We start from the raw sequence: 20,016 nt of genomic DNA on the forward strand, positions 1-20,016 counted from the left end.
TTACTATTAGATTGAAAAAAAAAATAAAATATGATAATATATATAGGATATTTTATAAAGGAATGGAAAAGTATGAAAAAGCTTAAAAGGATTCTCAAAAAAGTTAAAAGTATGTTACGTTCAGCATGGTATATTCATTATTATTACTCCTCTGATTTGGATGGAAATACTATTCTTTTAGATTCCAAAAATGGTAAAGACTTAGGAGGCAATATTCTTCGTTTGGCACAAGAACTGTCCGGGAATTCTGTGTATAGTGATTATAAATTGTATTTTTCAAGTAATAAGGATAGAAAAAGACAACTAAAGAATACTCTAGAGTTATATAATATTACTAATGCTAAAATCGTGAAAGAAGCAGGTTACCGGCATTATAAATTATTAGCAAGGGCAAAATACTTAATTACTGATACATCCTTTCCTATGGAGTTTGTAAAAAAGGAAGGGCAGATTATCACAAATACATGGCATGGGACACCTTTAAAGAAAATGGGAAAGGATGTTGATAATCAAGCATACTCTATGGGCAATGTACAAAAGAGTCTTTTATTATCCGATTATCTGTTATATCCAAGTGATTATATGAGAAATATTATGATTAAGGCTTATTGTATGGATAATTTATATAAAGGCAAAATCTTATGTTCCGGTTATCCAAGGAATTCTGTGTTTTTTTATCCGGAGGAGGGAGTATTACTTCGCGCTAAATTGAATATGGCAGATAAAAAGGTCTTTGTTTACATGCCTACATGGCGTGGCGTGGTGGGAAAAGTTGAGACGGAAGTGCAAGTTTTGGAGGTACAAAACTATTTATTACAGATGGACGAAATGTTGAGTGATGATGAATTACTTTTGGTCCGTCTTCATCCTTTTGTGGCAAAAGCTATTGATTATAACAAATTTCAGCATATCTGTGCATTTCCAGATGGTTATGATCCATATGATATACTAAATATGGTAGACTGTTTAATAACAGATTATTCAAGTGTGTTTTTTGATTTTTCAAATACTGGAAAAAAAATTGTACTTTTTGTATATGATAAAGAACAGTATTTAGATGATAGAGGGATTTATGTGCAGCTAGATAGTTTCCCATTTCCACAGGTACAAAATGTATCAGAATTGGTAAAAGAATTGAGAAAGCCTAAAAACTATGATGATACAGAATTTAGAAAAAAATATTGTCAGTATGATAGGAAAAATGTGGCGCAGATAGTATGTAAACATATTATTTTAAATGAAAAAGTTTTAGAAGAAGAAACTGTAATTGATAATGGAAAAGATAATGTATTAATTTATTGTGGAGTATTAGCAAAGAATGGATTAACAACAGCATTTTTAAATTTATTAGAGAACATTGATCATACAAAAAGAAATTATTTTGTGACCTTTGTCAAAAGTAGTTATAGGAAAGATCCATTACAAGTAAAATTATTACCATCATGGGTAGGGATTGTTCCTATTACAGGTTTTTTTGGAAGAACACCTTTAGAGGTATTGGCAACAGTATTGTATTTTAGGAAAAAGAAAAAGAATAGGTGGATCATGAAATATGTTGATCGATATTACTCTAGAGAATTTAAAAAAAATTATGGGGAAAGTGACTACACGTTTGTTATTCACTATTCAGGATATGGAGAAAAGACATTAACGTTATTTCAAAATGCTCCTGATAGAAATATAGTATTTGTTCATAATGATATGGTTAAAGAATTGGAATTAAAAACAAATCAGCATGAACATACTGTGAAAAGGGCGTATGCTGAATATTTTAAAGTAGTTCCAGTAACTACTGATATCTATGAACCTACGTTTGAGCTAGGTAATAACAGTAATAATATTTGTATAGTGAATAATTGTCATGATTATCAAGGGATTATTAGAAAAAGCAATGAAAAAATCATATTTGATGAAAGAACTATAAGTACTGTATCTAAGGCGGAATTAGAAATTATCTTAGATAATTCAGAAAAAAAATTTATTACTATTGGACGGTTTTCTTTTGAAAAAGGTCACCAAATGCTTTTAAATGCTTTTGATAAATATTATGAAATATATAAAGAAGGGTATTTAATAATCATTGGCGGCTATGGTCAACTATACGATGAGACATTGCAATATGCACAGAATCTTAAAAGTAAAAATCATATTATTATTATACGTTTTATGAGTAATCCCATGCCAGTATTGAAGAAGTGTGATTTATTTATTTTATCTTCTCTTTACGAAGGGCTGGGGTTGGTTATATTAGAAGCTGATACGCTAGGTTTGCCTGTTATATCTACGGATATTCCGGGACCCAGAGGGTTTGTAAAAGAATACGGAGGATATCTTGTTCCCCCTAGTGTTGAAGGTATATATAATGGATTGATTGCTTTTGATCGTGGTGAAGTGCCTGTGATGAATGTTGACTACAAAAGATATAATGAGCATGCAATAGAGCAATTTGAGACACTGTTTGAAGAAAATTAGGTTTAACTAGTCATACAGAGAGTCAGAAGTGATGATAGATAAGGTAGTACTTGGGACTGGTATACAGTAAATTAAACCTCATGTACTAAAGGCGTCTGTCGAAATAGGGAATGATGGAAAACGATAGTTTTAAGAGGGATTGCGTGATTCGTGTGAGTCATACAATCCCTTTGATTTAATAAGAATCTGTCAGCTATAAATTTACCTACGGTTACCAGGAGGTACTGAAAACTATTAATCTTTTAAGGAATGAAATTTCATGATTACTTATCAGACGGGGCGGTAGTCAAAAATTATGAAGGATTGGTTCTGCAGCGGCATAAAAAGCGGTGGTGCATATTAAGACGCTCATCACCTTCTCGGCATATGAACCCTCTGTCGTGCAAATGTAGAATTTGCCAATGAATGAATCAACATTATGAGAAAGAGAAATTACCGTTTGCGAAAGTGCCAGCTTGCACAGATTTTGATTGGTTGAGCGACTGTGGTGACGCACAAAACCAAAAATGACTTGCTTTTGGAAAGTGATAAAGATATTTATTTGCATTTAATACGGAAGGGATACGAGTTCATCTATTTGTCGCACAAAAGCTGGATTGGAAAAAGCCTGATATCCCTATCGCTGGATACGGGGTACAGGTGGTTAGAAATTTAGCGGAAGTGTGAAAAATGATTATTCATAATATCTCAGAATTTAAATATTAGATTTATCATTTATCTAAAGATTCCTTAATAATCATATTGCAATCTCTTGTCATATTGTGTTATCTTGTATAAAGAAGGATTTATATAAGAAATAGTAAAAAATATATATAAATATTTTGGAGCGAAGTATGGACACAAAAGAAGAAATAAAACAAGATTTGCATGCAAATATAAGCACAAAGTTCACAGTACACAGGAAAATCATAAAAATCATAGGAATAGTAATAGGGTATCTGATTGCTTTTCTTTCTCTGTTAATAGCCACCAGTATTTCATGGATGTTTAGAACCTGGACGGGGCTTACTATGAATGAACTGATGTTTCACATACAATCACCTCTGCAGGGAACTGATAGTGGGATAATTATAAGTTACATATTATCCTGTGTCCTTGTATCCATAGGCATTATTTTACTTGTTGGAATTATTTATAAAATTGTAAAAAAGAAAAAGGGATTTATACTTTTATTTTCTGCAGTTATATCTGTTGCAATCGCAGGTACTTCTATAAATTATATGTGGAGCAGACTGGATATTAAGGCTTATGCAAGTAACAGAAGTACTTATTCTACATTTATTGATGACAACTATATAGACCCTAAATCCGTAGATATAAAGTTTCCGGAACAAAAAAGAAATTTAATATACATTTATCTGGAGTCCATGGAAAATACCTATGCGGATGAAAAACATGGCGGAGCATTTACAAAAAATATAATACCAGAACTTACAGATCTGTCAATTGAAAATGAAAATTTCTCCGGCAGTCAAAAATCATTAAACGGAGGGATATCATTAAATGGTACTGGCTGGACAGTGGCTGCAATGTTTGCACAGAGTACCGGTTTACCTCTTATGATTCCAATAGAAGGTAACGCAATGAACGAGCAGGAAAGTTTTATGCCGGGGTTGACTGCTATAGGGGATATTCTTCAAGAAGAGGGGTATACTCAAAATTTGCTTTTAGGTTCTGACGCAAATTTTGGAGGAAGGAAATCATTTTATACTCAACATGGAAATTATAATATTTATGATTATTATTATAGTAAGGACAACGGACAAGTACCAGAAGATTATCATGTATTTTGGGGATATGAGGATAAAAAACTCTTTGAGTTTGCGAAAGAACATTTGCTGGAAGCCAGTTCTTCAGAGGAACCATTTAATATGACCATTTTAACAGTGGATACTCACTTTGAGGATGGATATATATGCGAGGATTGTCAGGATACTTATGGAAGCGACCAATACGCTAATGTTATAGCTTGTTCAAGTAAACAGGTAGGCGAATTTGTGAAGTGGGTACAAGAACAGGCTTTTTATGAAAATACAACTATTGTCATATCTGGAGATCATCCGACTATGGACAGTGATTTCTGTGAAGACGTGGATAAAAGTTACAATAGAAAAGTCTTTACCACTTACATAAATTCTGCTGTGGAGGCCAAGGGGGATACTTACAGACAGTATTCTACATTTGATAATTTTCCAACCACACTGGCAAGTTTAGGTGCAGAAATCGAAGGCAACCGGTTGGGTCTTGGAACAAATTTATTTTCATCAGAAGCTACCTTACTTGAAAAATATGATAAAAATACGATAGACATTGAGCTGGATAAAAAGTCAAAATTAATGGAAAAGCTTACGGAAGATATTGTAGTACAGGAACCGGAAGAGAATATGACCGCTGAAGCAGAAACAGAAGAAGAACCAGCCGGGAATCCTGAAGAGATCCCGACAGAAATTGAGGTGACCCCATACGATTTCAGAACCGGAAAATACGAAGTCATTATAAGAAATCTATCGGCCGATGCAAATATTCAGGCGCTGCGCTGCGCTGTATGGGCGGAAGAGGATCAGAGTGATTTGAAGTGGTATGAAGCAGAACTACAGGCAGACGGCTCTTATGTGACTAAGGTATGGGCATCGGATTTTGCTTACAAGGTTTCGGAATATAATATCCATATTTATACAGTAGATATGGAAGGGGAACCACATTTGTTTTCAGAGTCTATGGGCGAAATAACAAGATAGTAAATGAATGATTAAAAGGGGCTGATGCTTTTTGGCATCGGCCCCTTAATTATTACGTCAGTTTGAAAATATAGGTATATATATCAATTGGCAGTATCATAGTAAATAATATAATTTCCGGAATCAGCAACAGCTTTGAAATCACCATCTGAAAGGTTGTTATTAACGGCATCCTCTTTACTGACCACAATGTATTGGCATCCATTTTGTTTAGCCAGTTGTGCCAGTTCTTCTGCTGACTTGTCTGTCTGATTCATTACATCAAATAATTTTCGAGCATCGCTGGATGGACTGGTTTCTGTTTCAACCCGTCTTCCATAGGGAAGATAAATATTTGCATCGTATTGCCTGATATATGGAAGAAGTTCAGTGGGAAAAACAGCTGTTATCCTACTATTTTCCGCATGGTCTTCTATCATATCACAGATGGAAAAGGTATCTTCAGGGAGTTTATATGCGTTCACGCTTTTTGTAAATACATCCTTGCTATACATAAAATTACCGCTGAAAATCAGAAGCAGGAGAATTGCTAAAACAAATAAATTTTTATGCACCTTGCTGTCCATTTCTGAGGCAATGAAAGTTACTGCAAGCGCAACAACCATTGCCATTGGCAAAAGCCAGAACATTCTCCAGTATACCGATTTTCCGATACAATAATCCATGATAATTTTAGCCGTGACAGGACAGATATAAATAAAACCAATCCCAATCATATAATGGTTTATAAATCTTATTTCAGAATGGGTTTTATTTTTGGAAAATAAATATCCTGCACATACCAGAAAAATAAGAAAGTACCAGCAATCACCAGTATAGAGCCAAAGCATTTTTTCTGTTATTTTCACAATTTCATTCATGGGCAAAATCTCCCAAATTTCATTAACAAATATATTACCATTAAGCAAATGGCAGGTGAACAACTGATTACACATTTAATCAATGGTTTAAAAGATTTATTGTAGATACAGTACAAAATAGCAGATAACCCCAGCAAGGTGGGAAGCAGCATTATTCCCATAGAGGAAACCAGGCTTGCCGCTAAAACCAAAGATAATGAGGCACATAACGGCCACTTATATGGTACGTTGGTCTGGCATTCTTTCATTAAAAAGTAAATAGCCGCAGGTATGAGAATGCCGGCAAGTACGGCTTTTCCCTGCCAGGAGCGAATCAAAATAAAAGTAGAGGAGGAGTAAACAGTAAAATACCCCCAAATTTGAAAGGTGCATAGAACTAATAAAAAGATTCCGATCATTCCCTTTTTCTTTTTAAAAATAAGTGAACCAATTAAATAATATACCAGATATGCAAAGCCAGTCATAAGTGGAGCTAAAATTGTATGTGCTATAATTGTAGGATGCAAAAAAAACAGTTTACCTAAGAATGCTGTAAAAATAGGAAAAGGGGATAATACATATCGTGATGGCATGGTATTCATAATAATTCCGGTATCTGCGGCATATTGATACATAGTATCAGTTCTCAAAGTTGTAGCAGCAGTCGCAACATACATAGCATCATCAGCATCAAGATGCATATAAAATGCCAGCATAGACATCTGAAATATGATCATAATAATAGCCGCTGCCAGTGGAATGTCTAATGTGGAAATAAATTTGTGAACTTTTTTTCCAATATATTTATAGCTGTATCTGGCATATTTAAATATAGAAAAAATAATAACAGCTATTAGCACGAAACAGTAAAAATAAAAAAAGTATGAAAATTTGGCCCGTAAAAAAATAAACGGAAGAACAATCACTTCAAAACTAGCAAATAATCTCAGCAGTCCATGCAATAAAATCTCTGCTAGAGGGAATCCATCACTTTTTTTTCTGCCCAGAATCCCTAAAAAATAAATTGATAAAATGAAAAATAGAACTAGAAAGAATGTTTTAATGTAGTTCATGAATGCCTCCTGATAATTTATTTGGGGACAGTTTATCTAATTCCTTTATAGTATATAATTTTAAAGTTGAAGTCAAGATATTCAGCGGATTTGGCTTGTGAATTTGCTTTTATTTACATAAAAAAACTCTCTAACGGGCTTCCGATAGAAAGTTTAAATTACAAAAAAGGATGCAGGAGATGGGACTTGAACCCACACGATATTGCTACCACAGGCACCTGAAGCCTGCGCGTCTGCCAATTCCGCCACTCCTGCATCTTCTATTAAGTTCGTGTTCTCTCGAACACAAGTGATATATTACACGATTTGTACAAGAAAGTCAATACCTTTTTAAAAAAAATAAAAACTCCTGACCACTTAAAACTGCCCGCCCATGTCAAGATCCGGCACTCTAATGAAATGACCGTCACCCGCGGCAGCCGCCATGATTCACGGTCAAAAAACAAAAAAAGGATGCAGGAGATGGGACTTGAACCCACACGATATTGCTACCACAGGCACCTGAAGCCTGCGCGTCTGCCAATTCCGCCACTCCTGCATCTTCTATTAAGTTCGTGCTCTCTCAAGCACAAGACATATATTACATGATTTTACAGGAAATGTCAACACTAATTTTCAAAGTTTTTAATAAAATTAACGCAATTTACTTTTTCGACATTTAGCGCCTATTCTTCCTTACAAAAGGACGCCGTTTTATGATCCATCCATATTAAAAAATGACAAAAATCCTCCGGCATAAAATTATCCCATATTTCCATCATAATAAGGTAATGCTAAATACATAATCTATATTCTCATACCAAATACTAAAACATTCCATCATACGGAATCCATACAGCCGGATATTTCAAAACCTTCTAAATCCCGGCTGTGAAAAAACCGCGAAAAAACAAGAAAAAAAGGTTGAAAAACACTACATGTTGTGATACACTTTTTACAATTTGGGGAAAATTTGGGGAACCATTAACAGTGCGCTATAGAAAGGAAGACAGGTGAAAGCATGAAAGCATTTTTAATACTGGAAGACGGCACCGTCTTTACCGGGACCAGCATAGGGTCCAAGAAAGAAATTATCAGTGAAATCGTCTTTAACACCTCCATGACTGGTTATCTTGAAGTTCTTACAGACCCTTCTTACGCCGGACAGGCAGTCTGCATGACATATCCTTTGATCGGTAATTATGGTATTTGCCATGAGGACCAGGAATCTTTAAGACCATGGCCGGACGGCTATATTGTCAGGGAAATATCCCGTATTCCAAGCAATTTCCGCTGTGAAGATACCATACAGAATTTTCTGAAAAGATATGACATTCCCGGAATCGCGGGGATTGATACCAGAGCCCTTACTAAAATTCTGAGGGAAAAGGGCACAATGAACGGCATGATTACCACCAATGCAGATCATAAACTGGAAGAGGTTCTTCCAAAATTAAAAGGATATACCACAGGCAGAGTCGTGGAACGGGTAACATGTGAGGAGAAAAAAGTGCTGAAGGGCAGTGGACCCAAGGTGGCTCTCATGGACTTTGGCGCAAAAGATAATATTGCCCGGTCTCTGAACCAACGCGGATGCCAGGTCACTGTGTATCCGGCGTTTACCAAAGCAGAGGAGATTCTTAAAGATGATCCTGACGGCATTATGCTCTCCAATGGCCCCGGAGATCCAAAAGCGTGTACCTCTATTATAGAAGAGATCAAAAAGCTCTATGATTCCCAGGTACCGATTTTTGCCATCTGTCTTGGACATCAGCTTATGGCGCTGGCAACAGGTGCGGATACCAGGAAGATGAAATACGGCCACAGAGGCGGAAATCACCCCGTAAAGGACCTGGAAACAGGCAGGGTATATATTTCATCACAGAACCATGGATATATGGTAGATACGGACACTCTGAACCTTCAGGTGGCGGTACCCGCATTCGAGAATGTCAATGACAAAACAAACGAGGGATTAAAATATACAGGTAAGAATATTTTTACCGTACAGTTTCATCCGGAGGCTTGTCCCGGACCCCAGGATTCCGGATATTTGTTTGACAGGTTTATGAAAATGATGGAGGTGAGCCAATAATGCCGAAAATTCAGGATATAAAAAAAGTGCTGGTGATCGGCTCCGGCCCGATCATTATCGGACAGGCAGCTGAGTTTGACTATGCGGGAACACAGGCGTGCCGCTCCCTGAAGGAAGAGGGCATAGAGGTTGTTCTTCTGAATTCCAACCCCGCTACCATTATGACAGATAAGGATATAGCGGATAAAGTTTACATTGAACCTCTGACTGTGGAGGTTGTGGAACAGCTTATCCTCAAAGAAAAACCGGACAGTGTTCTGCCCACCCTGGGCGGTCAGGCCGGACTGAATCTGGCTATGGAGCTGGAGGAGAGAGGTTTCTTAAAAGAGCAGAATGTGCGCCTGATCGGAACCACATCTGAGACCATCAAAAAAGCTGAGGACCGCCAGGAATTTAAGGATACCATGGGAAAGATCGGAGAGCCGGTCGCTGCTTCCCTGGTTGTTAAAACCGTAAAGGATGGTATTGCTTTTACAAATGAAATCGGATACCCGGTGGTTCTGCGTCCGGCCTATACTCTGGGCGGAAGCGGCGGCGGCATAGCTTATGACGAGGCGCAGCTTGTGGAGATCCTGGAAAATGGCCTTCGTCTCTCCCGTGTGGGTGAGGTGTTGGTGGAGCGCTGTATTGCAGGATGGAAAGAGGTTGAATACGAGGTTATGCGCGACGGCGCAGGCAACTGCATCACAGTATGTAATATGGAAAACATTGACCCTGTGGGTGTGCATACGGGAGACAGTATCGTTGTGGCTCCTTCCCAGACACTGGGGGACAAGGAATACCAGATGTTGCGAACTTCTGCATTGAACATTATCACAGAGCTGGGAATCACCGGCGGTTGTAATGTACAGTATGCCCTGAATCCGGACAGCTTTGAATACTGTGTCATTGAGGTAAATCCCCGTGTATCCCGTTCCTCAGCCCTGGCATCTAAAGCTACAGGCTATCCTATTGCCAAGGTGGCAGCCAAGATTGCTCTGGGCTATACCCTGGATGAGATCCCGAATGCCATCACAGGTAAGACTTATGCCAGCTTTGAGCCTATGTTGGACTATTGTGTTGTAAAAATACCACGTCTGCCTTTCGATAAATTTATCAGCGCCAAGAGAACTCTGACCACACAGATGAAGGCTACCGGTGAAGTGATGAGCATTTGCAATAACTTTGAAGGTGCTCTTATGAAAGCCATCCGTTCTCTGGAACAGCATGTGGACAGTTTGATGTCCTATGATTTCACAAATCTTTCCGAGGAGGAACTGACAGAAGATCTGAAGGTTGTGGATGATATGAGGATCTGGAGGATTGCAGAGGCCGTCCGCAGGGGTATTTCCTATGAAGTTATCCATGCAGTGACCAAGATTGATCTGTGGTTCATTGACAAGATCGCCATTCTTGTGGAGATGGAGCAGGCGCTCTCATCACAGGAGCTTACCGAAGAACTGCTTCGTGAGGCAAAGAGAATAGAATTCCCGGATAACGTGATCGCACGCATTACCGGTAAAAAAGAGGAAGAGATCAGGGAACTGCGCAATAGCTGGGGTATCACAGCAGCTTACAAGATGGTGGATACCTGCGCGGCTGAATTTGCGGCTGCTACACCCTATTATTACTCTGTCTACGGCGGGGAAAATGAGGCGGATGGAAATTCAGAGAAAAAAAAGGTCCTGGTTCTTGGCTCCGGCCCTATCCGGATCGGTCAGGGTATTGAATTTGACTTCTGTTCCGTACACTGTACATGGGCTTTCAAGAAAGAAGGCTATGAGACCATTATCATCAATAACAACCCGGAAACCGTAAGTACAGACTTTGACATTGCAGATAAGCTGTATTTTGAACCGCTGACTCCGGAGGATGTGGAGAATGTGGTGAATATAGAGAAGCCGGACGGTGCTGTCGTGCAGTTTGGCGGCCAGACCGCCATTAAGCTGACAGAAGCCCTGATGAAGATGGGGGTAAAAATCCTGGGAACATCCGCTGAGGATGTGGATGCTGCGGAGGACCGTGAGCTTTTTGATAAGATTCTGGAGGAATGTCATATTCCGAGACCTCAGGGGCATACAGTATATACGGCAGACGAAGCGATCCGCGTGGCGAATACACTGGGGTATCCGGTACTGGTTCGTCCTTCCTACGTGCTGGGCGGACAGGGAATGCAGATCGCCATCAATGATGAGGATGTGGACCAGTATATTGGCATCATCAACAGAATTGCTCAGGAGCACCCCATTCTTGTAGATAAGTATCTCCAGGGCAAGGAGATTGAGGTGGATGCCATCTGTGACGGGGAAGATATTCTGATACCTGGGATTATGGAGCATATCGAGCGCGCGGGTATCCATTCCGGGGACAGTATTTCCGTATATCCGGCACGTACGATCAGTGAGACGGCCAAGAAGACTATCGAGGAGTACACCAGGAGGCTGGCGAAATCCCTGCATGTTATCGGTATGATCAATATTCAGTTTATCGTGTGCGGTGAGGACGTATATGTCATCGAGGTCAATCCCCGCTCCAGCCGTACTGTGCCGTATATCAGCAAAGTGACAGGTATTCCTATTGTACCGCTGGCCACAAAGATGATCCTGGGATATAAATTAAGAGAACTGGGATATGAACCGGGTCTCCAGCCGGAGGCAAAGCATATTGCCATCAAGATGCCCGTGTTCTCCTTTGAGAAGATCCGCGGGGCTGATATCAGCCTGGGACCGGAAATGAAGTCCACAGGAGAGTGCCTGGGTATTGCGGAGTCCTTCAATGAAGCCCTCTACAAGGCATTTTTAGGTGCCGGCATTAATCTGCCCAAGCATAAGAACATGATCATCACAGTGAGGGATGAAGATAAGCAGGATATTGTACCCATTGCCCGGCGTTTTGAGGCACTTGGATACCGTATCTACGCAACCAGAAGCACAGCTAAGGTTCTGGGTGAGAACGGTGTGAAGGCTGTCCGTACAAATAAAATTGAGCAGGCATCCCCCAACCTGATGGATTTGATCCTGGGACATAAGATCGATCTTGTCATTGACACACCGTCACAGGGTGTGGAAAAAGCAAAGGATGGATTTATCATCCGCCGTAATGCCATTGAGACTGGCGTCAATGTGCTGACAGCCCTGGATACGGCGGAGGCGCTTGTGACCAGCCTGGAGAATACAGATATACAGAAATTGGAACTGATAGATATTGCAGCGTTATAATATAATATTGTGACAGAATGAAAGACAACCGCCGTATGATTTTTTTTGCGGCGGTTTCTTAAATGTTCAGTCAGGTCTGAGGTTTTATTTCGCTGGCTGTGTCTGAGATTCGTGGCAGTTGGCATTCGTCCCATGGCAGAGCGATTTTAATGGGCGAATATGCATGACGATTCCGTTGACTGAATGGTTATGTGGTTTTTTACATAAGGGAGGGTGTAATGGATTTTATTGAATTACTGAAGGTTATTTTTCTTGGGATCGTGGAGGGCATCACAGAATGGCTTCCCATCAGCAGCACCGGTCATCTGATTCTGGTTGAAGAATTTGTAAAACTGGATGTGAGCAAACAGTTCTGGGAAATGTTTATGGTGGTGATCCAGCTTGGTGCCATTATGGCAGTGGTGGTGCTTTATTTTAAAGACCTCTGGCCATTCCACAACAGGAGACCAAAGCATCTTAATGTGACTAAGATCGAGAAAACGGCTGGCTTTATCTGCCGCTTTGTCCAGATAGACAAAATGATCATGTGGTTTAAGATTGTTGTGTCCTGTCTGCCTGCGATTATTATAGCGCTGCCCTTCAATGATTTTATTGAAGAGAAATTCAACAATTATTTCGTGGTAGCTGTCATGCTGATCGTGTACGGTGTTCTGTTTATCCTCATTGAGGATTACAATAAGAAAAGGGACCCTGCGGTGAATTCCATTGCTGAGATTTCCTGGAAGATGGCACTTCTCATCGGTGTGTTCCAGCTTTTGGCTGTGATTCCGGGAACATCCCGTTCAGGGGCTACGATCATCGGTGGAATCCTTCTGGGTGCGTCCAGAACTGTTGCGGCGGAATATACTTTTTTCCTGGCAATACCAACCATGTTCGGTGCCAGTCTGCTGAAACTGGTAAAATTCGGCCTGCATTTTACCGGGGCCGAGCTGCTGATACTGGTTGTGGGAATGGTGGTTTCCTTCGTAGTTTCCATTCTGGCGATCAAATTTCTTATGGGATATATCAAAAAACATGATTTCAAAGCATTTGGATGGTACCGGATCGTACTGGGCGTTATTGTGCTTCTCTATTTTACAATAGCGGGATAAGAAATGGATAAAGACATGATAAAAGGGCATTGCGGCTGCAATGCCCTTTTGCCGTCTGTAAAACAGGGGTAAGCTATTTTACAGACAATAGAGAAATGGGAAACAATATGTCAGTAATCCCTGCCTATATTTCTGGCTGTCATATAGGCAGTGGATGTAGCTGCCGTGATATTTCTGGGGGTCACACAATCCCCCAGCATATAAAATTCCGGTGCGCAGCAGGCAAGAGCAGTTGTCTCTTCCCGAAGCGGCTTCTGACCGGCTGCATAGACAACCTGGTCTGCCTCATAAAATCTTTCACCCTGCGGTGTATGGCAGGCAACCCCTGTATCCGTGATCCGGACAGCCTGGGTATTAAAATGGATTTTAAGTCCGCGCTTCCTGATTTCCGCATGCAGTCCGAGCATATGGAGGAAATTCCCTCCGTCGTTCATGTGGTCTGTCATCTCCAGGATGGTAACATCCTTTCCATAGCGGATGAGATGCAGTCCCAGTTCAATTCCTACCAGGCCGGCTCCCAGAATGATCACTCCGGGACCCAGTTTTTCTGCCAGAGGATAGGCCTCCTGGGCAGATAATACTTCTTTTCTGTCTATACCTGGTACCTGCGGCCGGGCTGCTTGTGCACCCAGGGCTGCGATGATGACGTCTGCGTTTAAGTCCTCCGCATATTCTGGCGTCACTTTCGTCTGCAGGCAAAGTTCTATATTATCATCTTCCTCAACACACTTCGCCTGCTGGTTTAAATAGTAATCCAGGTTCTTCTTAAAGGCGACGTTTTCTTCACAGCGAAGTACACCGCCCAGCCGCTCGTTTTTTTCACAGAGAATCACGTGATGTCCCATTTTGGAACATGTTAGGGCTGCCTGCATGCCGCCCACGCCTCCGCCCACGACCAGTACTTTTTTCTTTACCTGCGCACAAGCGGGCGCATGGCGAAGCTCTAGTTCACGGCCGGATTCCGGATTGATGGCACAGTAGGGCTCACCGTTGGTCAGCTCACTGGAAAAACAGGATAGACAGCGCATACATTTTCTCGCTTTGTCCTCATGTCCCGCGCGGACCTTATTTGGAAAATCCGGGTCCGCCAGCAATTCTCTGCCCAGTTCCACAACATCAGCTTTTCCTGAGGCAAGGATTTCTTCCATAAGCTCAGGGTCTGAGAGCGCGCCAATGGTGGCTACCGGGGTGTTTACGTGTTTTTTGATCTCTGCAGCCAGATGCACATTGCATCCATCTTCCAGAAACATACTTGGATGGGTGACGGCAAAAACTTCCTCCACCTCATGATTGCCGGCGGAAACATGGATCAAATCCGCGTGTCCGTCAAGCTGTCTGGCAATGGCAATGCCATTTTCTATGTCATAGCCTCCATTATAGCATTCAGAACCGCTGATGCGGACCTCCACGGGGAAACCTGCACCGCAGGCTTTGTGAATGCCGTCCACGATGGAGAGCAGAAGTCTGCTTCTGTTTTCAATATCCGGTCCGCCCCACTTGTCTGTTCTGGTGTTGGTGATGGGGGACAGGAACTGGTGCAGCATCCATCCGTGTCCTGCATGTACCAGAACCATACCGAAACCGCATTTCTTTGCAAGAAGTGCTGCATCTATGTATTTTTGGATGGTGCGTTCAATGATCTCCTCTGTCATAGGGCGGATTTTCCTGCCTGCACATTCACATTCCGCCGGGCCATAGGCAATACCTTTGGCTTCCGCTCCGAAAAAGGACAGATCACGGTTGGCAAACATGCCGGTGTGCTGCAGTTCCAGAGTGGCTACAGCGCCGTACTGGCTGATGCCATAGGCAATTCTGGAAATACCCCGGTCTATATTAGCAGTGTCAAGCGCAATATGTGTTGCCCCGCCTCTTCCAAGCTCCCCGTCAACAATTCCCTCGAAGGTGGCAACGCTGGCAGCGCCTCCCATAGCTTTTCTGCCATAGTAGGCCGCAGCGCCGTCGTTTAGATAGCCATCACCATTCAGATTCTGGTAACCGGTCGGGGAGGCGAAGATTCGGTTACGGAAAAGTACATTGCCAAGCTGAATGGGGGCAAACAGATGAGGGTATTTAAAATCTGATTTTTTCATTAGGATCCACTCCTTTCACAAGAGTGTCTGTATTGCTTTTACATGGAGCCTGCCGGCACGAAGCCGGGGAGGCCGGCAGGTAGAGTTAAGTTACTCTGTCTTAATATTAGCCTGGAATCTGCTCCGTGTAAATCCATGAATCTGATTGCTTTTTTTGTCGGATGGTGTACAATGTGTATGATGGGGTGAAAAAAGGAGAATGGGAAATGAGACTGAACAGTATTATGGTATATTACCAGCTGGCAAAACACTTTGAAATAAATCATGCACAATATTCACAACAGTATTTTGTGGGACGCCCTGTTTTTTATGAGACATCTGTCCATACAGAGGGGAGAGCTGTCATTGCGGATAAGGAGAATATACTACACTGTGTCAATGATCTGAGAGGCTGTGTTATCCTGTGTATTGGCTCCCGGGTCAAAGCCTGGGACAAGGGAAATAATGATGTGATTTTTCTGGGGGAGGGGATATCAGAGAAGAAACTTTTTAACGTACTGACGGAAATATTTGATGTTTTTGACAATTGGGATGGAAAACTTACCGGGATTGTAAACGGGAATATTGGATTTCAGGAGATTTTAGACTGCTGCCAGACGGTTCTGCCGGAGCCTGCCGCACTGATGGACGGGGACTTTAAATATATTGCCTACTCTAGCGATGAGGGGATTTGCAGGAAATTTGTGGACGATATGAACCAGCTTCCGCTGGAGGATGTAAACGATCTGACCAGTATGCCTGGATTCAAGGAACTGGAAGAACGAAAAGAGGCGTTTGTCTATACCGCAGGGGAAGTGGTGATCTACAAAAATATTTATCATGAAGGGAGATATACAGGCCGTTTGTCCCTGTTGATCCAGGAGGGGCAGGAGGACGCGAAGACCGAATATGAGAAAGCAGTCTTCAACCATCTTGCCAGGTATGTGGAACAGCTTTATGACCAGTGCGGAGGTTTTGAGCTGGGACCTCAGCGTCTGGCTGACCTGCATCACATGTTGAAAAAGTGTCTGGAGACGGATGGGGCAGACGAGGGAGAACTTCTGCGGTTATTATGGGCAAATAAAAATCTGCCGGGTGACATTTATTATATGCTTACTATCCGCGAGAACATTCTCCAAAAAGGAAAAGCATATAATATGAGATATCTCTGCTCGCAGATGGAGCGGATGTGGCCCGGTGCATACTGTGTGACACATGACGGGGATATTGCCATGCTGTTTAACCAGAATATGTTCTCAAAATCCACAGATTTGGAGTTCCACAAGGAAATGGTGTATTTTCTGCGGGAAAGTGTGCTGGCAGCAGGCTGCAGCCGGGAATTTACAGATATCTCCTGCATCCGCAGCGCTTACCGGCAGGCAGAATTTGCCATGGAGATGGGGCTTAGGAAAAATTTTACATACTGTTATCATAAATTTGATGATTATGCATTGGATTTTCTGTTAAAATACGGTGTGGGAAATTTTCTGCCGGAACAGCTCTGCAGCAGGGAACTGCTCACCCTGTACCGGTATGACAGGGAAAATGAAACTTCCTATTATAAAACACTTTTAACATATGTGCGTCTGCAGTACAATGCAGTAGCATCCGCAAAGGCGCTGTATATACACCGCAGTTCTTTTATAAACAGAATGGAACGGATTCGGGAACTGATACGTCTGAATCTGGAGGACCCGGAGGAGAGACTGTATCTGCTGCTGTCTTTTCGGGTCATGGAGGAATACAGTTCCAAGAGCGGGGAAAAATGAAAACAACAAGCAGCGGGGATAACATCCTGCGGCAAGCAAAAATGGAGTGCGTTTATGGAGAGCAGAGATAAACAGATTCTGGATTTGGCAATGGAGGCTGGCAAGACCTTGCTGGATGCCGGGGCAGAAATCTTCCGCGCGGAGGAGACCATACAGAGAATAGCCAAAGCCTATGGAATAGAAAAAAGCAGTGCATTTGTCATGAGTACAGGAATTTTTTTGACAGCCGAGAGCAAGGGGCAGGACATTTATGCCCAGGTTAAGCATATCCCTATCAATTCAGCCAGGCTTAACCGGGTGGCAGCCGTAAACCAGCTTTCCAGAGAAATCGTGGAGGGAAGATACACGGTGGAGGAGGCATGGGAACAACTGGAAGCTATTAAGCAAATGCCGGGCAAAAGAGATTTTACCAGGATACTGGCATCCGGTGTAGGGTCTGCCAGTTTCTGCTATGTTTTGGGAGGCGGCATCTGGGATGCGGCGGCGGCTTTCTTGTCAGGCTTTTTGCTGTATGTATTATTAGTTGCGCTGGAAAAAAGAGAGAAGAGAACTTCAAAGATTGTATTGAATTTAATGGGAGGATTCTGGGGGTCGTTTTTAGCCGTGGTTTTCTACAGGCTGGGAGTGGGGGAGAATTACGGAAGTATACTGGTCGGCTCCATTATGCCTCTGGTACCCGGCGTCTCTTTTGTAAATTCCATCCGGGATTTTGCGGACGGTGATTATATAGGGGGAGGTGTCAGAATGCTGGATACCCTTCTTGTAGCTCTGGGTATTGCCCTTGGCGTTGGACTTATGTATATGCTTTACTATAAAGTGATAGGAGGGATTCTCTTATGATGGTGATACAAGGTGCAGCGCAGTTTGTTGCTGCGTTTTTGGGGACTGTGGCTTTTTCCGTACTGTTTTCCGTACCCAGGGAACAGTATCCCCTGTGCGGTACCATAGGCGGTTTCGGATGGCTGATCTGCTGGATCTGCACCAATCCTTTCCATATGAGTGCAGTAACGGGAAGCTTTATTGCCACGGTGTTTATCGTGACAGCCTCCCGTATTGGGAGCACCATAAGAAAATGTCCGGTCACATTGTTCCTGATCGCCGGCATTTTTCCTCTTGTGCCGGGAATCGGAATATACCGTACCCTTTACTATACCCTGATGCAGGAAAGCGCACAAAGCCTGTATTACGGAAGGCAGACCATTGGGATAGCATTAGCCATGGTGCTGGGGATCGTGTTTGTATTCGAGATACCACAGAAGACCATCAACAGGATTTTCAGAAAGAAACACCATGGCAAAAACTGATTATTTCTAATTTCATTTAAAATTTCTTTAGAGATTTTCGTTTTATTTTAGAAAATCGTCATAGTTTCATCACATTTTTTCCCTATAATAGGTATTGGATAGTTGATAAACCACTCACTATCTCCCCCCTCAAGTTGAAAAGGCCCGGTACGCGAGTATCGGGTTTTTTCTTTTTCCACGGTTGCTTTTTTTCAGCGCCCTGTTATAATAATAATCATCGTAACGCTTCATATCTTCACAGTTACTAAATCCATTATACCGTTGAAAAGGGGTACTTTATATGACAAAAAAGAGAGTAGTAGTGGCATTGGGACACAGAGCATTAGGCACCACATTGCCTGAACAGAAAAATGCAACAAAAAGAACAGCAAAAATAATCGCTGACCTGGTGGAAGCAGGTGCGGAGGTGATCATCACACACAGCAACGCTCCCCAGGTAGGGATGATCCATACAGCAATGAACGAATTTGGAAAAGTGCATCCGGACTATACTGCAGTCCCCATGTCTGTATGTGCAGCAATGAGCCAGGGCTACATCGGCTACGATGTGCAGAACGCCATCAGGGCTGAACTTTTAAGACGCGGCATTTACAAACCGGTGAGCACAATCCTCACCCAGGTCACAGTCGACCCATACGATGACGCCTTCCACGAGCCTGTCAAAGTGATCGGAAGGATTCTGACCGAGGAGGAAGCCGAGGCCGAGGAGAAAAAAGGTAACTACGTGACAAAGACAGAAAACGGCTGCCGCAGGATCGTAGCTGCACCAAAGCCACAGGACATTGTGGAGATTGACGCCATCCGTGCCCTGGCCGATGCAGGTCAGATCGTCATTGCCTGCGGCGGCGGCGGAATCCCTGTCCTGGAGCAGGGGGAGGAGCTTCACGGAGCCAGCGCGGTAATTGAAAAAGACCTCATAAGCGGAAAACTGGCTGAGATGCTGGATGCAGACGAACTCCTCATCCTCACCAGCGTAGAAAAAGTATCCATAAACTATAAATCCGACACAGAGCAATACCTGGACCACATAACCCCGGCCCAGGCCAGACAATACATGGAAGAGGACCAGTTCGAGCCATCCACCATGCGCCCCAAAATAGAAGCCTCCGTAAGCTTTATAGAAAAGAAAAAAGGCCGCAAAGCCATCATCACCTCCATAGACAAAGCCAAAGCAGCTTACCTGGGCAAAACAGGCACCATCATAGAATAGACACGGCATCTGCCCGGTGTCCTGCTGATACGGTTAACCCCATGTAACAGCCTTTGGCAATAATCAGGTACTTTGCCCCTTGTCACAGCATACCCTAATACAAAAGAACTAAAGCTCCGACATTCCCCAACGGTCCGATCCCCAACCTGCGGCTGTTCCGGGAATCCCAGCTTTAGTTCT

Annotated in this window: 12 protein-coding genes and 2 tRNA genes; 9 read left to right on the forward strand and 5 right to left on the reverse strand. The window is 42.4% G+C overall.

Features of this window, described 5'->3' with window-relative positions:
• The first annotated feature begins 72 nt into the window (after nucleotides 1–72).
• A complete protein-coding gene (locus A4V09_RS02550) occupies nucleotides 73–2,472 on the forward strand; it encodes a glycosyltransferase (RefSeq protein ID WP_065540958.1) in 2,400 nt (799 codons plus the stop codon).
• An 833-nt stretch (nucleotides 2,473–3,305) separates the two neighbouring features.
• Nucleotides 3,306–5,210, forward strand: a complete 1,905-nt coding sequence (locus A4V09_RS02555; protein ID WP_065540959.1) for a GBS Bsp-like repeat-containing protein — start codon at nucleotides 3,306–3,308, stop codon at nucleotides 5,208–5,210.
• Between the two features lie 83 nt (nucleotides 5,211–5,293).
• Here the strand turns inward: A4V09_RS02555 and A4V09_RS02560 are convergent, their stop codons facing one another.
• The 4 genes from A4V09_RS02560 to A4V09_RS02575 all read right to left on the reverse strand — a co-directional run bounded on the left by A4V09_RS02560 (nucleotide 5,294) and on the right by A4V09_RS02575 (nucleotide 7,660).
• Nucleotides 5,294–6,070 carry a hypothetical protein gene (locus A4V09_RS02560; RefSeq protein WP_065540960.1) on the reverse strand — a complete coding sequence of 259 codons (777 nt, stop codon included), beginning with the start codon at nucleotides 6,068–6,070 and terminating at the stop codon, nucleotides 5,294–5,296.
• Nucleotides 6,067–7,122, reverse strand: a complete 1,056-nt coding sequence (locus A4V09_RS02565; RefSeq protein WP_065540961.1) for a DUF6077 domain-containing protein — start codon at nucleotides 7,120–7,122, stop codon at nucleotides 6,067–6,069. Before A4V09_RS02565 ends, A4V09_RS02560 begins: the two co-directional genes overlap by 4 nt.
• A 171-nt stretch (nucleotides 7,123–7,293) precedes the next feature.
• A tRNA-Leu gene (locus A4V09_RS02570) sits at nucleotides 7,294–7,377 on the reverse strand.
• A gap of 199 nt (nucleotides 7,378–7,576) precedes the next feature.
• Nucleotides 7,577–7,660 (reverse strand) — tRNA-Leu (locus tag A4V09_RS02575).
• A 462-nt stretch (nucleotides 7,661–8,122) separates the two neighbouring features.
• On the opposite strand from A4V09_RS02575, the gene A4V09_RS02580 reads away from it, so the two are divergent.
• The 3 genes from A4V09_RS02580 to A4V09_RS02590 all read left to right on the forward strand — a co-directional run bounded on the left by A4V09_RS02580 (nucleotide 8,123) and on the right by A4V09_RS02590 (nucleotide 13,484).
• Nucleotides 8,123–9,196 carry a carbamoyl phosphate synthase small subunit gene (locus A4V09_RS02580; RefSeq protein ID WP_065540962.1) on the forward strand — a complete coding sequence of 358 codons (1,074 nt, stop codon included), beginning with the start codon at nucleotides 8,123–8,125 and terminating at the stop codon, nucleotides 9,194–9,196.
• Nucleotides 9,196–12,393: a carbamoyl-phosphate synthase large subunit gene (gene carB, locus A4V09_RS02585; protein ID WP_065540963.1), complete on the forward strand. Its 3,198-nt coding sequence runs from the start codon at nucleotides 9,196–9,198 to the stop codon at nucleotides 12,391–12,393. Before A4V09_RS02580 ends, carB begins: the two co-directional genes overlap by 1 nt.
• Nucleotides 12,394–12,611: 218 nt before the next feature.
• Entirely contained in the window at nucleotides 12,612–13,484 is an 873-nt protein-coding gene (locus A4V09_RS02590) for an undecaprenyl-diphosphate phosphatase (protein WP_065540964.1), read from the forward strand.
• A gap of 110 nt (nucleotides 13,485–13,594) precedes the next feature.
• Here the strand turns inward: A4V09_RS02590 and A4V09_RS02595 are convergent, their stop codons facing one another.
• Nucleotides 13,595–15,574: an oxidoreductase gene (locus A4V09_RS02595; RefSeq protein ID WP_065540965.1), complete on the reverse strand. Its 1,980-nt coding sequence runs from the start codon at nucleotides 15,572–15,574 to the stop codon at nucleotides 13,595–13,597.
• 206 nt (nucleotides 15,575–15,780) lie between these two features.
• Between A4V09_RS02595 and A4V09_RS02600 the strand changes: the two genes are divergently transcribed.
• From A4V09_RS02600 to arcC, 4 genes are all read left to right on the forward strand, one after another.
• On the forward strand, nucleotides 15,781–17,322 hold the full coding sequence (locus tag A4V09_RS02600) for a helix-turn-helix domain-containing protein (protein WP_065540966.1): 1,542 nt from the start codon (nucleotides 15,781–15,783) through the stop codon (nucleotides 17,320–17,322).
• Between the two features lie 54 nt (nucleotides 17,323–17,376).
• The gene (locus tag A4V09_RS02605; RefSeq protein ID WP_065540967.1) at nucleotides 17,377–18,162 is read left to right on the forward strand and encodes a threonine/serine exporter family protein; all 786 of its coding nucleotides are present in this window, start codon (nucleotides 17,377–17,379) and stop codon (nucleotides 18,160–18,162) included.
• On the forward strand, nucleotides 18,159–18,626 hold the full coding sequence (locus A4V09_RS02610) for a threonine/serine exporter family protein (protein WP_089280590.1): 468 nt from the start codon (nucleotides 18,159–18,161) through the stop codon (nucleotides 18,624–18,626). Before A4V09_RS02605 ends, A4V09_RS02610 begins: the two co-directional genes overlap by 4 nt.
• 280 nt (nucleotides 18,627–18,906) lie before the next feature.
• On the forward strand, nucleotides 18,907–19,836 hold the full coding sequence (gene arcC / locus A4V09_RS02615) for a carbamate kinase (RefSeq protein ID WP_065540968.1): 930 nt from the start codon (nucleotides 18,907–18,909) through the stop codon (nucleotides 19,834–19,836).
• Nucleotides 19,837–20,016 lie beyond the last annotated feature (180 nt).

It is taken from the genome of Blautia pseudococcoides (assembly GCF_001689125.2).
GTDB classification, from domain to species: domain Bacteria; phylum Bacillota; class Clostridia; order Lachnospirales; family Lachnospiraceae; genus Blautia; species Blautia pseudococcoides.

Coding starts and splice junctions, on each gene's coding strand:
- A4V09_RS02550 (WP_065540958.1), top strand. CDS start 73: ATGAAAAAGCTTAAAAGGATTCTCAAAAAAGTTAAAAGTATGTTACGT.
- A4V09_RS02555 (WP_065540959.1), top strand. CDS start 3,306: ATGGACACAAAAGAAGAAATAAAACAAGATTTGCATGCAAATATAAGC.
- A4V09_RS02560 (WP_065540960.1), bottom strand. CDS start 6,070: ATGAATGAAATTGTGAAAATAACAGAAAAAATGCTTTGGCTCTATACT.
- A4V09_RS02565 (WP_065540961.1), bottom strand. CDS start 7,122: ATGAACTACATTAAAACATTCTTTCTAGTTCTATTTTTCATTTTATCA.
- A4V09_RS02580 (WP_065540962.1), top strand. CDS start 8,123: ATGAAAGCATTTTTAATACTGGAAGACGGCACCGTCTTTACCGGGACC.
- carB (WP_065540963.1), top strand. CDS start 9,196: ATGCCGAAAATTCAGGATATAAAAAAAGTGCTGGTGATCGGCTCCGGC.
- A4V09_RS02590 (WP_065540964.1), top strand. CDS start 12,612: ATGGATTTTATTGAATTACTGAAGGTTATTTTTCTTGGGATCGTGGAG.
- A4V09_RS02595 (WP_065540965.1), bottom strand. CDS start 15,574: ATGAAAAAATCAGATTTTAAATACCCTCATCTGTTTGCCCCCATTCAG.
- A4V09_RS02600 (WP_065540966.1), top strand. CDS start 15,781: ATGAGACTGAACAGTATTATGGTATATTACCAGCTGGCAAAACACTTT.
- A4V09_RS02605 (WP_065540967.1), top strand. CDS start 17,377: ATGGAGAGCAGAGATAAACAGATTCTGGATTTGGCAATGGAGGCTGGC.
- A4V09_RS02610 (WP_089280590.1), top strand. CDS start 18,159: ATGATGGTGATACAAGGTGCAGCGCAGTTTGTTGCTGCGTTTTTGGGG.
- arcC (WP_065540968.1), top strand. CDS start 18,907: ATGACAAAAAAGAGAGTAGTAGTGGCATTGGGACACAGAGCATTAGGC.